At 61.2% G+C, this 10,864-nt stretch carries 12 protein-coding genes; 6 read left to right on the top strand and 6 right to left on the bottom strand.

Translation table 11 applies throughout. The features are described from left to right. The first annotated feature begins 15 nt into the window (after nucleotides 1-15). From Q4Q11_RS18200 to Q4Q11_RS18210, 3 genes are all read left to right on the top strand, one after another. Nucleotides 16-810, top strand: coding sequence for an N-formylglutamate amidohydrolase (locus tag Q4Q11_RS18200; RefSeq protein WP_113213594.1), 795 nt, complete (start codon nucleotides 16-18; stop codon nucleotides 808-810). A gap of 28 nt (nucleotides 811-838) precedes the next feature. Next, complete coding sequence (locus tag Q4Q11_RS18205; protein WP_113213595.1) at nucleotides 839-1,144, top strand: DUF1244 domain-containing protein; 306 nt, start codon at nucleotides 839-841, stop codon at nucleotides 1,142-1,144. Nucleotides 1,145-1,313: 169 nt separating this feature from the next. After that, entirely contained in the window at nucleotides 1,314-1,565 is a 252-nt protein-coding gene (locus tag Q4Q11_RS18210) for a DUF2312 domain-containing protein (protein WP_004117455.1), read from the top strand. A gap of 66 nt (nucleotides 1,566-1,631) precedes the next feature. On the opposite strand, the gene Q4Q11_RS18215 is transcribed toward Q4Q11_RS18210, so the two are convergent. The 3 genes from Q4Q11_RS18215 to Q4Q11_RS18225 all read right to left on the bottom strand — a co-directional run bounded on the left by Q4Q11_RS18215 (nucleotide 1,632) and on the right by Q4Q11_RS18225 (nucleotide 5,434). After that, the gene (locus Q4Q11_RS18215) at nucleotides 1,632-2,684 is read right to left on the bottom strand and encodes an NAD(P)H-dependent flavin oxidoreductase (RefSeq protein WP_498570379.1); all 1,053 of its coding nucleotides are present in this window, start codon (nucleotides 2,682-2,684) and stop codon (nucleotides 1,632-1,634) included. 198 nt (nucleotides 2,685-2,882) lie between these two features. After that, entirely contained in the window at nucleotides 2,883-3,980 is a 1,098-nt protein-coding gene (locus Q4Q11_RS18220) for a branched-chain amino acid aminotransferase (protein ID WP_498570380.1), read from the bottom strand. 191 nt (nucleotides 3,981-4,171) lie between these two features. After that, complete coding sequence (locus Q4Q11_RS18225; protein WP_498570381.1) at nucleotides 4,172-5,434, bottom strand: flavin monoamine oxidase family protein; 1,263 nt, start codon at nucleotides 5,432-5,434, stop codon at nucleotides 4,172-4,174. Nucleotides 5,435-5,654: 220 nt separating this feature from the next. Between Q4Q11_RS18225 and Q4Q11_RS18230 the strand changes: the two genes are divergently transcribed. From Q4Q11_RS18230 to copC, 3 genes are all read left to right on the top strand, one after another. Next, nucleotides 5,655-6,059: a hypothetical protein gene (locus tag Q4Q11_RS18230; RefSeq protein WP_498570382.1), complete on the top strand. Its 405-nt coding sequence runs from the start codon at nucleotides 5,655-5,657 to the stop codon at nucleotides 6,057-6,059. Between the two features lie 266 nt (nucleotides 6,060-6,325). Further along, on the top strand, nucleotides 6,326-6,589 hold the full coding sequence (locus Q4Q11_RS18235) for a hypothetical protein (RefSeq protein WP_113222710.1): 264 nt from the start codon (nucleotides 6,326-6,328) through the stop codon (nucleotides 6,587-6,589). A 57-nt stretch (nucleotides 6,590-6,646) separates the two neighbouring features. Next, a complete protein-coding gene (copC, locus tag Q4Q11_RS18240; RefSeq protein WP_112503052.1) occupies nucleotides 6,647-7,015 on the top strand; it encodes a copper homeostasis periplasmic binding protein CopC in 369 nt (122 codons plus the stop codon). Between the two features lie 48 nt (nucleotides 7,016-7,063). On the opposite strand, the gene Q4Q11_RS18245 is transcribed toward copC, so the two are convergent. The 3 genes from Q4Q11_RS18245 to Q4Q11_RS18255 form a co-directional block, all read right to left on the bottom strand. After that, a complete protein-coding gene (locus tag Q4Q11_RS18245) occupies nucleotides 7,064-7,765 on the bottom strand; it encodes a polysaccharide deacetylase family protein (RefSeq protein WP_112503049.1) in 702 nt (233 codons plus the stop codon). An 11-nt stretch (nucleotides 7,766-7,776) separates the two neighbouring features. Beyond that, a complete protein-coding gene (locus tag Q4Q11_RS18250; protein ID WP_112503046.1) occupies nucleotides 7,777-8,616 on the bottom strand; it encodes a glycosyltransferase family 25 protein in 840 nt (279 codons plus the stop codon). 474 nt (nucleotides 8,617-9,090) lie between these two features. Then, the coding region (locus tag Q4Q11_RS18255) for a peptidoglycan L,D-endopeptidase MepK (protein WP_498570383.1) at nucleotides 9,091-10,864 on the bottom strand (1,774 nt) is incomplete at its 5' end.

Genomic DNA, 10,864 nt, shown 5'->3' on the forward strand with positions numbered 1-10,864 from the left:
TAATCGACAATCTGCATGACCGACTTCAGACCGTTTGAAATCATACCCGGCAATCGTGACAAAGGCATGGTCATTCTCGGCGATCACGCCATGCGCCATCTGCCGCAGCGCTATGGCAGCCTCGGCCTGCCGGAAACTGCCTTTTCCCGCCATATCGCCTATGACATCGGTATCGAAAGCCTGTGCCGCCATCTCTGTGCGCGGCTGGACGTACCCGGCGTGCTCGGCGGCTTTTCCCGCCTGCTGATCGATCCGAACCGCGGCGAGGACGACCCGACGCTGATCATGAAAATCTCCGACGGCGCAATCATATCAGGCAACCATCCGATCACGGACGAGGAATGGAATTACCGCATAGAGGCCTTCCACAGGCCCTATCACGCTGCGGTCGACCGGACGATTTCCGCGGTGGCCGAAACGACGGGCAAGGCACCTTTGGTATTCTCGATGCATTCCTTCACGCCGGCATGGAAGAGCGTGCCGCGCCCCTGGCATGCAAGCGTGCTCTGGGATAGCGACGAGCGTGCCGTCGCGCCGCTTCTTGCAAAGCTAGGCACCGATACCGATCTCATTATTGGCGACAACGAGCCTTACGACGGCGCCTTGCGCAACGACACCATGTTCCGCCATTGCATGATGAAAGGCATTCCGCACGCGCTGCTTGAGGTCCGCCAGGATCTGATCGGTGATGAAGCTGGGGTTGTCGAATGGGTCGACCGGCTGGCGCCGATCTTCGGCGAGATCAATGCCGATCCGGCTCTGCACGAATACAAACGCTATGCTTCGCGCACCGGCCCCTACGAGGCATGAACCGGCGAGCGAACCGAGGAGAACAGAAATGACCACGCTCACCAAGCAACAAGAGACCGAGCTCGAGGCCGCCGCGTTCCGCCGCCTCGTCGCGCACCTGCGCGAACGCAGCGATGTCCAGAACATCGACCTTATGAATCTCGCCGGCTTCTGCCGCAACTGCCTTTCCAACTGGTATCGCGAAGCGGCCGAAGAGGCAGGCTTGCCCGTCAGCAAGGACGAGTCGCGCGAGGTGATCTACGGCATGCCCTACGAGGATTGGAAAAACCTGCATCAGAAAGAAGCCTCGCCTGTGCAAAAAGCCGCTTTCGAGCGAAACAAGCCGAAAGATTAACCCTCCCTTCACCAATCCGGCTTGACCTTGCGCGCCATTCGCGGCACGTCAACTGCCCGATCGAATTCGAAATACCGCGCAGGCCGTGAAGCGATGAGCCCTATAGGGACACTCGATCTTATCCGCGGCCGGCTGCAAGCGACCCTTTGAGACCCTTTAGGAGAAGTGCATGGAAGAGAACAGCGTCGAGAACGTGGCCGCGGCGGAACTCCGCCAATTCATCGAGCGCATCGAGCGCCTGGAAGAAGAAAAGGCCGCGATCGCCAGTGACATCAAGGACGTCATGGGCGAGGCCAAGGGCCGCGGCTACGACACCAAGGCGATCCGCACCATCATCCGCCTTCGCAAGAAGGACGCCAACGAACGCCTGGAAGAAGAATCCATCCTGCAGACCTACATGGCTGCGCTTGGCATGGAATAAGCAAGGCCCTTCTCAGCCTTACAAGGCGATCAGGAGCCGGTTTGCCGGCTCCTTTCTTTTTGAGTGTCACTCGGCGAAAAGGCGATGGATCAATTCGGCAGCACTGCCCTGCCAGAGCTCGCCCTTACCGGTTCCCGACCAGAGCGACAGGAAATCCGGCGATCCCTTCGCCGTCGACGCACCGCGTATGTCCCGCGTGAACTTGTTTTGCGCCGGAAAGGGAAGAATGGCGTCAGGCTTCCCATCCATCTCATTCATGAAGCGGTTCTCGATGCCGCGCGCGAAGCGGCCCGAAAAGGCGCGTGTCGTCCGCGTTCTGCGTTCCGGCGTTTCGAGCAGCTTCTTGCGATAGGGCGCGGATGTCCCGGCTTCCGCGCAGGCAAGAAAGGCCGTGCCCATCTGGACGGCCTGCGCGCCCGCCTGCAGCGCCGCCCGGATATCGCTTGGGGTCATGATGCCGCCGGCCGCGATCAGCGGCAAACGAATGGTGCCGACGCATTGCGCCAGGAGATCGCGCATCCCGATTTCCGGATCCGCTGCCCTGGCGTCGAAAATGCCGCGATGACCACCCGCTTCGAAGCCCTGCAGCACGATCGCATCCACGCCGCTCTCTTCCAGCGCCCTCGCCTCGTCGAGCGCCGTCGCCGTGCCGATCAGCGGGATACCAGCCTTTTTCGCTTCTCGCACATGGTCGGCCGGCAATAGGCCGAAGACGAAGCTGAAACAGGCCGGCCTGATGCGCAGAACGGCCTCGAACTGTGCATCGAAATCCTCCTCATAGGGAGGAGAAAGCTGCGGCGAAGGCAGCTCCAACTCCTGGCGATATCGTGCGGTCGCGGCCGCTGCGCGCTCAACCCGATCGGCGGCTACCTCCGGGATCGAATGCGGAATGAAGAGATTGATCGAGAAGGGTTTATCCGTCCGCTGCCGCACCTGAGCTGCAAAGGCTTCGAGGGCCGCGGCATTAAAATAGGCGCCGCCCATGGCGCCGAGCGTGCCGGACGCCGAAGCCGCCGCCACCAGATCCACCGAGGTAGGACCGCCCGCCATCGGCGCGACGATCAGCGGATGCTTCAAACCAAGTCGTTGAAAAAGATCGCTGTCCGTAGGGGCAGACATGTCCGGCTTCCTTTCAGAAATGTCTGTTCAGATATGCATGCAACATAGGTGCCGTACCGCAGCTTCCCAGGCGAAACCTTGCGGAAACCCGCAGGTCCATCAGCTCCGCTTGAGCCCGGCGGAAGAGCATACTGCGTTTCCCGCCGGGTATCGATCGCCGTCCGGTCAAAGCTTGACGTGGATTGCGCGGCTTCCAGCTTAGAACAGGCGGTCGAGCCACTCATTCTTGTCCGGCGCGCGGCCGAACTGGATATCGGTCAGTGCGGCCTTCAGACGGAGCGTGGTGGCACCGGCATTGCCGTCGCCGATCGTGAAGTTGTGCTTGCGGCCCTTGACCGTGCCGATCGGCGTCACGACAGCCGCCGTGCCGCAGGCGAAGGATTCGCGCAGACGTCCGCTCTCGGCATCGGCCTGCCACTGCTCGATCGAATAGGGCTCTTCGCGAACGGTGAGGCCCATGTCGCGTCCCAGCTTGATCAGCGAATCGCGGGTGATGCCCGGCAGAATCGTGCCTGTCAGCGGCGGCGTCTGCAGCGAGCCGTCGTCGAAGACGAAGAAGATGTTCATGCCGCCAAGCTCTTCGATCCAGCGCTTTTCGACGGCATCGAGGAAGACGACCTGATCGCAGCCTTCACGCTGGCCTTCGGCAAGCGCGGAAAGGCTTGCGGCATAATTGCCGCCGCACTTGGCAGCACCGGTGCCGCCGGGAGCAGCGCGCGTGTAATTCTCGGAGACCCAGAGCGTAACGGCAGATGCGCCGCCCTTGAAATAGGAAGCAACCGGAGAGGCAATGACACAGAAAAGATAATCGGTGGCCGGCCGTGTGCCGAGCGCGGCTTCCGAACCGATCATGAACGGACGGAGGTAAAGCGATGCGCCTTCGGCGGTCGGAATCCACTCCCGATCGACCTTGACCAGCTCGCGGACGGATTCGACGAAGACCTTTTCCGGCAGCGGCGGCATGGCCAGCCGCTCGGCCGAATTGTGGAAGCGCTTCGCGTTGGCGCTCGGACGGAAGAGCGCCGCACCGCCGTCCGGCAGGTGGTAGGCCTTCATGCCTTCGAAGATTTCCTGCGCATAATGCAGCACCACGGTCGCCGGATCGAGAGCCAGCGCCTTGCGCGCCTCAACCTTGGCGCCATGCCAGCCACGATCCTGCGAATAGCGGATCGTCACCATATGGTCGGTGAAGACACGGCCAAAGCCCGGGTTCTGCAGCAGCGCTTCCCGCTCGCTGGCCGTCGCGGGATTGGGGTTTTTATGGATGTCGAAGGTTAACGTCTCGCCGTTGCTCATGGCTCCTCCAATGCTTCTCTTGTCGCGGCTCACGCCGGCCATCTCCCGAAGGATGGTGTAAATCAAATCGGGTGGTATTTGATTGCGTTTACGCCTGTTCCCACGCAAGTTTAAGAGTGATTTTCATAAATTCGTGGGGCAAATCGTCATTTCGCGCCCGCAAGTGAGTTCGCGCTCCTTGTCAAGCTCGATCATAGCGCTTTCGCGACCGCCTCTGCGGCAACAACGCCGCTTTCATAGGCGCCGTGTGCAGTCGAGTATCGCGACCGCGAGCAGGCTTCGCCGGCAAAGAACAGACGATCGTTGCAAGGGGCAGCCAAGACCCCGCGCAGATCCGATGCACCAGGTGTCGCATAGGAATAGGAGCCTCCCACGAAGGGCTCGCTAGCCCAGGCAGACATGACGAGAGGCGAGAGTTTCGCACCGATACCGGCACCGAAGACGCGCTTCAGCTGCTCCACCGAGAAATCAAACATGGCATCGATGCCCCGCCGCTCGAGATCGAGCGCAAGATCGGCGGCGAAATAGGCTTCGATGAGAGGGGCGCCGAAGGGTTTGAGCTGATAGGCGCCTGTCCGGCGGCTATGCTGCGATCCCATCGCATGAGTATCGTCGGGAAACATGTCCGGTTCGGCGATACGAATGAAAAGCTTGTTTGCCAGGCCAAGCGGCAGGCGCGACGCCGCCTCGATCTTCTCCGGCAGCGGCGGCCAGAACGCAATGCGTTCGGCAGCCAGTACATTTGTGGAAACGGTGGCGATGACAGCCCCGGCTCGCAGCTCGCCCTTGCCCGTCGAAAGCACGATATGGTCGGCGCCGCTGTGGTCAACGCGACTGACCTCCACGCCGAGAACGGTCGGCACCGGCAGGCCATAGGTCGCCACCAGCGTTCCATAGCCTTGGCGCACACGCCAGTCCGGACCAGGACCGGGATCGTAGCGGCCAAGATCGATCACCGAAGACTTGTCGAGCTCTCCCCCGGTCATGAACGCGCCGACGGCGTAAATCCTTTCACGCCACGGATCGTCGGGCGACAGCATGATCGAGAGATCCGCGTCTTTGTCGCCGTCATAGTCGTAAACGCGTTCGAAGAAGCGGTTGACGGCCGCACCCGCAGCCCTTGCGCCCGGATCGTCCTGCTCGAGCCGGCGGCCGCCGTCACTCCAGGGCGCGGGGGTACGATCGACAGTCAGGCCGACCTCTTCGGCGATCCCGGTCCAGGCATTGGTGCGGGCGCCATGCAGCCAGCCGCAGCCAAGATCGAGTGCGGCAGCATCGGTTCCGAACGGATGGATCGAGCGAGCGCGGCCGCCGACGCGATCGGAAGCTTCGAGCAGCACGACCGAAAGATCGGGTCGGAGCAATTGCAGACGCCTGGCCGCAGCCACGCCGGCCGCTCCGGCACCGATCACGGCAACATCGACCTCGCCGCCTTTCCAGGATTCGATGGGCATTCCAATTCCTCTTCGCGCGAGCGCCGGAGAATGATCCGGCCGCGCGACCTTGGCTGATATGAGGCTCGCCGACCCGCCAGCGCAAGCCCCTGCAATCATCTGTAGCCGACCTCGGCGCGGCATGTAAACGGGCACTTCGATGGGGATACCAATTGCCGCATTGAGCTGAAACGACGAATGTCGTAGGTGCTTCATCCAAGCTGGCAACGGGGAAGAGATCGTGCTGAAGCGGATCTTCGCAACAACGCAGGGACTGATGCGCATTCTATGCGCCCTCACGTTGATGTCCGTCGGCTTCGCGCATCATCCGGCCGTTTCCAACGCCGCCGAACTGCCTCTTCTAGAGCTTGCACAGTATCGTTTGCCGGACGGAAGCCTGCCGGTCATCTGCACCACCGAGAAGACGCCTGACGGCAAGGAACACGGCAAGGCCTATATGCCCGGCTGCGAGGCATGCCGCATCTCCGTCGCAGCACTCCTTCCCCACCCGCCGGCAGCCGTATGCGACCGTCTCGAATGCGCGCGGCAGGATATGATCGCTCCCGAAAGCGCACGATTCCGCCGACAGCTTTATCCGCCCAATAGCGGACCACGCGCGCCCCCTGCTCTTCAGAGCCTCGTCTGAGCCTTTTTCGGGCGAAGACGGCGTAGCGGGCTCACGGACCGCATGTCGCTCTGCGGCGGATCAAATCGGCATCCGTTCCCTGCAGGCAACTCCCCTTCTCATGAAAAGCCTCGCGGCGGAATTTGCCGCAAGGCGCACCACTCCCTGAAGGAAACCGATCATGAACCGATTGATATACCATCGCGCTGCCTTCGGCCCCGACACTGCCGAAATGGCCGATATTGGCGCCGCTTTTCAAACCGAGACGTATACCTCTGGAGGCGACGATGCCGACGCAGCTCAATAAGACGGCGGCCGCGCGTCGCGCCACTTTCAAGCGTCGCCTGGAAACACCGATGTTCACGAAGGAGTGGTCCATTCCGGCGATATTGACCGTCTTTCTGCTCGGTGTCTGCGGCCTGATCGCCTATTTCACATGGACCCTCATGCCGCCGTCGGCGGCAGTACAAAATCGTGCCGGCGGCCCCTACACGCTAAGCGACGGTAATGACCATCCCATCGTGGATTCCGCGCCGAAAAAACAGCAGTAACCGACAGCCCAGAATTTGCCGCGGCCACGACCGCGCAAACAGGAAAGGAAAACCGAGATGCCTCGAATGAAGACGCTGCTCCTCGCTGCGGCCATGGCGAGCATTGCTCTCGCGGGCCAGGCCCTTGCGCACGCCCATCTCAAATCCTCGGCACCCGCTGCCAACAGCACCGTCAAGCAGGCGCCTTCAGTGCTCGATCTCAGCTTCACTGAAAGCCTCAACCTGAAATTCAGCGGCGCGACCGTGACCGGACCGGACAAGAAGACCATCAAAACCGGTGACGCCGCCTTGGCGGATGGCGACAAGACGCTGACGGTGCCCGTGAGCGACAAGCTCGCTCCCGGTACGTACACGGTCGAATGGCATGTGCTCTCGACCGATGGCCACAAGACCAACGGCAGCTACAGTTTCACCATCACACCGTGATCTAGCCGGTCCGAGAAGGCCGGCAATTGCGGACGATCGATCTGCCCGCTATCCGACGACGCATTTCTTGACGAAATGCAGCCAGCTGTCGTTGCGCCGGATGGTCGCCCGCGGCAGGCCGAAAGGGTCGTCGCCCGTCCGCGCCCGGCCCCTGCGGGTTGTGGTTGCGGCGCTGTAGCCGGCTTCATAGGTCAGCACGCGATCGAGCGGCGTTTCATCGCCATAAGGAAAGCAAAAGGACGAGACCCCCTCATCGAGCAGATCCTCGAGCAGTTCGCGCGAGTGCGCGATCTGGCGACGCGCCTCTTCCATCGGCAATTGCGGCAGATGAACATGGTCGAGAGTATGCGACCCCACCTCGTGCCCAAGGCTGTGCCAATGCCGCAGCTGCTCGGCCGACATGCATGGCGAATGTGCGACGCCAAGCGGCGTATCCCAAACGTTGCTGCCGCCGATCTGGTTCGCCACCACGAAATTCGTGGCGGTGAAGCCATACTCCTGCAGCACGGGCAGGGCATTCTCGTAGACGTTGACATAGCTGTCGTCGAAGGTGATGGCGGCAACCTTGCCGGCCTTTTCGCCCCTGATGTAGGGCATGGCCTCACGCAGCGACATGCCCTGAATTCCGAGCCTTTTCAGCCACCCCATCTGACGATGGAAGGCCTCTGGATGGACGACCATGCTTCTGAACGGCGCCTTGCGCGAAGGCGGCACCGCAATCTGATGATATGCGAGGATGGGAACAGCCACGATGTATCGTCTCAGATGTAGCGGCGCGAGCGAAGGGCGATTTTCGCGCGATAGAGCGGCCGCAAAACCTCTCTGGAAAGGGTTTCCATCAACGTCTTGCTGCTTTTGATGGTGCTGCCGCCGAGCTGCGGGGAAATCTCACGGACACCGCCCGGCAGGACCGTCAGCGGGAACACATGGGTAAACCAGCTCATTTGAATGGTCGTATCGACGGGCCGGTCGAAGACGGATGTCACCTCCAGCAGCCGGATTGCGGCGTCGCGGCTGACGAGCTGGGCCACCATGCCCAAGCCGATGCGCGTCGGCTGAATGACATTGGTCTCTCCGTGAGTGAGAACGCAACTGCCATGTTCTTTTCCCATGCGGAATGGGAAGCGGATGAACGAACCGGGCTTCAGGCAAGCCTTGGCTGCGGCAAAAGCGGCATGGAACGAATCATCGATCTCGACGTCGTCCTCGAAGACAAGACCTGCATCGATACCCTGCTCGACAATCGCAGCCCATGCTTTTCGATGGGACAGGAAACAGGCGATCTCACCCATGCTCATCGCAAATGGGTAGTACGGCTTCTGCAGCCGGCGGCGATAGACGCGATCCGTCTCGGCTTCGGTCAGCACACGGCCGTCAACGGCTTCGATGATCTCCGTGGATACCGGAAGTTTTGCAACAAGCCTTTCCACCTGCGGCAGGCGATCGCGAGCCCGGTCGAGATGGACGATAAAGCCGCGAATGACGGGCTGGCTCGGCTCATCCGCACCGGCGGTCGATTTGGACGCTTGGTCGAACTCGAATCCCGTGTGAGATCCTTCGAGCGGCATCGCTGAAGACCGGTTGAATTCGCGGCTTTGCATTACGGATACCTCGGTCATATTTCGCGAGGCTCTAGCAACCGTGAATGAATGCGGCATTAGGCAAACCTGAGGCGAAACTGAAGATGGTTGCTTTCAGCCGGTCTGAACAACTGAAAGAAGGGTGGATAGGCATACCGATAAGACCATTCGTCATCTTGTCGTCAACCTGGCGGCCTCATTCAGCCAAGTATGACGCTCCCATTTTTCCCAACTGAAGTTCTGCAAGTTAAACATTATATCAAACAAGATGCAATCTCATAAGTTGTAAACGTGGGGCTCTCGGTATATGAGCCGCCTGCCAATGCGCCCTTTTGGCCGGTTGAAGCGCACACAAATTCCGCATTGTCCATGATCTCTGTGAGATCGCGCTCCAGCTTGCCGTTGCCGATTATGATTTGCCATTGCCCGGCGAAATGAACGAAAAGAAGCCCGAAGAGGCTCCTGAGAGCGAGATGACGACCATATGACCTCGGCCTACTCGACCGAATTGAACTTCTTCACCTGAAGAAAATTCACCGCGGTCCCGCTGAAGCGCTCGGGATCGATCGAGGCCGTCTGAACCTTGAATCCGTCGGTATAAACGGCGGTCGGCTGAGCACGAAGCGTCGGGCTTACGAAACGCGGCGCCTTGACAGGGCGGTTTACGATCTCGACACGAGCTTTTGCGATCGCCCACTGCGAAATCATCTTCTCCGTCAGTTTCGGCGCAGTCGTCACCGTGGCGTGTCCGGCATCGGCATCCGCCGCATCCTGCTTGCTCGGCCTTGCGCCCTTGGCTGCAATACCTGCGGCAATCGCGCGTTCCTGCGGCGTCGGCGTTTCGAAATTGTCGCCGAAGCGATGGCTGCCGGCCTTCACCTCGTTGCGGATCGGCGCAAGCGCAGCCACCTGCATCGGCATCTGCTGAGCCGGCCGCTGCTGCGGCAGGACCGCCGCGATCGCCTGCGCCGCATCATTGCTCATGGCACTACCATTGCCCGAAGGCGGGAGCTGATCCTTCGATGCGACATTGTTCAACGGCGGCGCCACCGGAACGGCATTGTTCGCATCCGCTCGATCGGGCCGGCTCTGCTCCAGGGCCGCAACGACGGAAGGCGAGAGCGCGCCTGCATCGGCCTGGTCGTCGATCGCTTCCTGATCGGCATCGGCGGAGGCCAGAAGGTTTTCGGCAATTTCAGGACGCTGCGCCGGCACAGGAACGGCGGCAAGCTGTCCCCTCATGTCAGCTTCGGCAGAGGCCAGTTCGGCATCGCCGGGCGCGCGGCGATCCAGCAAGGACGGCACCGGCACATGATAGGAGCGAAGATCGGCATATTGCTGCTGATCGTCCGCATTCGGCATGGCAGCGGCAAGCGCATCCTGAGCAGCGTTACGCGAAGGCGAGACGAGAGCGGAAGCAACATCGCTGCCGGCAGGCTGGTTTCCGAAGGCCGGGCGAACCTGCGGAACAGGAGCGTTCACGCTGGCAACCTGAACCTGGACAGGAGCTTGAGCCGGGCTATCGTCGCCTTCGTCACTTGCGGCCGGAGCCGGCTGACCCTTGGGGGTCGCCGAAGCGACAGCCACCGGCGCCGCAGTCGTGCCGCTATCGGCATTGTCCTCTTCCTCGTCGGCACCGCCGCCACCGAACAGGCGGGCAAAGAAGCCGCGGCGCGGCGACGAAGAGCTTGCAATCTGGATATTGTCCGACGACATCCGGCGTTTATAGTCGGCGACTGCTTCCTGGTAGCCAGGCAACGGCCGTCCGTCCGCTGGTATATGCATCGTCTTGCCGTTCGGGAACAGACGGACGAGATCCTGACGATCCATGCGCGGCCATGCGCGCACGCCGCCGACGTCCATATGCACGAAGGGCGAACCGGAAGTCGGATAATAGCCGACGCCACCCACCTGCAGCTTCATGCCGATTTCGCGCAGCTTGGAAAGCTTGACGTCCGGGAGATAGAAATCCATCGCGTTTCCGAGCATGTGCTGGCTCTTCTTGGCAACGCCGGTATGGGCAGAGCGTGTGCGCAGCATCTCGTTGGTGCCGGGAGAACGGAACCCGCAGATGACGTAGATGAATTCGTGCGATCCGCTTTCGCGGTAGGCTTCCCAGATGAGATCGAAAAGCCGCGGGTTCATCTTGGTCGGCTGATTCTTGCGCCAGTCGCGCAGGATGCGGTTCAGCTTCTCCAGACCGTCCGGATCGAACTTGCCGTTGCGCTTGTAGGTGATGACGGCCTTTTCGCCGGTGTGGACGTAATAG

The organism is Rhizobium sp. UFLA01-1127 (genome assembly GCF_059803845.1).

What these genes read in the sequence shown, in the direction of transcription:
- Q4Q11_RS18200 (WP_113213594.1), top strand. Translation starts at nt 16, where the DNA reads ATGACCGACTTCAGACCGTTTGAAATCATACCCGGCAATCGTGACAAA.
- Q4Q11_RS18205 (WP_113213595.1), top strand. Translation starts at nt 839, where the DNA reads ATGACCACGCTCACCAAGCAACAAGAGACCGAGCTCGAGGCCGCCGCG.
- Q4Q11_RS18210 (WP_004117455.1), top strand. Translation starts at nt 1,314, where the DNA reads ATGGAAGAGAACAGCGTCGAGAACGTGGCCGCGGCGGAACTCCGCCAA.
- Q4Q11_RS18215 (WP_498570379.1), bottom strand. Translation starts at nt 2,684, where the DNA reads ATGTCTGCCCCTACGGACAGCGATCTTTTTCAACGACTTGGTTTGAAG.
- Q4Q11_RS18220 (WP_498570380.1), bottom strand. Translation starts at nt 3,980, where the DNA reads ATGAGCAACGGCGAGACGTTAACCTTCGACATCCATAAAAACCCCAAT.
- Q4Q11_RS18225 (WP_498570381.1), bottom strand. Translation starts at nt 5,434, where the DNA reads ATGCCCATCGAATCCTGGAAAGGCGGCGAGGTCGATGTTGCCGTGATC.
- Q4Q11_RS18235 (WP_113222710.1), top strand. Translation starts at nt 6,326, where the DNA reads ATGCCGACGCAGCTCAATAAGACGGCGGCCGCGCGTCGCGCCACTTTC.
- copC (WP_112503052.1), top strand. Translation starts at nt 6,647, where the DNA reads ATGCCTCGAATGAAGACGCTGCTCCTCGCTGCGGCCATGGCGAGCATT.
- Q4Q11_RS18250 (WP_112503046.1), bottom strand. Translation starts at nt 8,616, where the DNA reads ATGCAAAGCCGCGAATTCAACCGGTCTTCAGCGATGCCGCTCGAAGGA.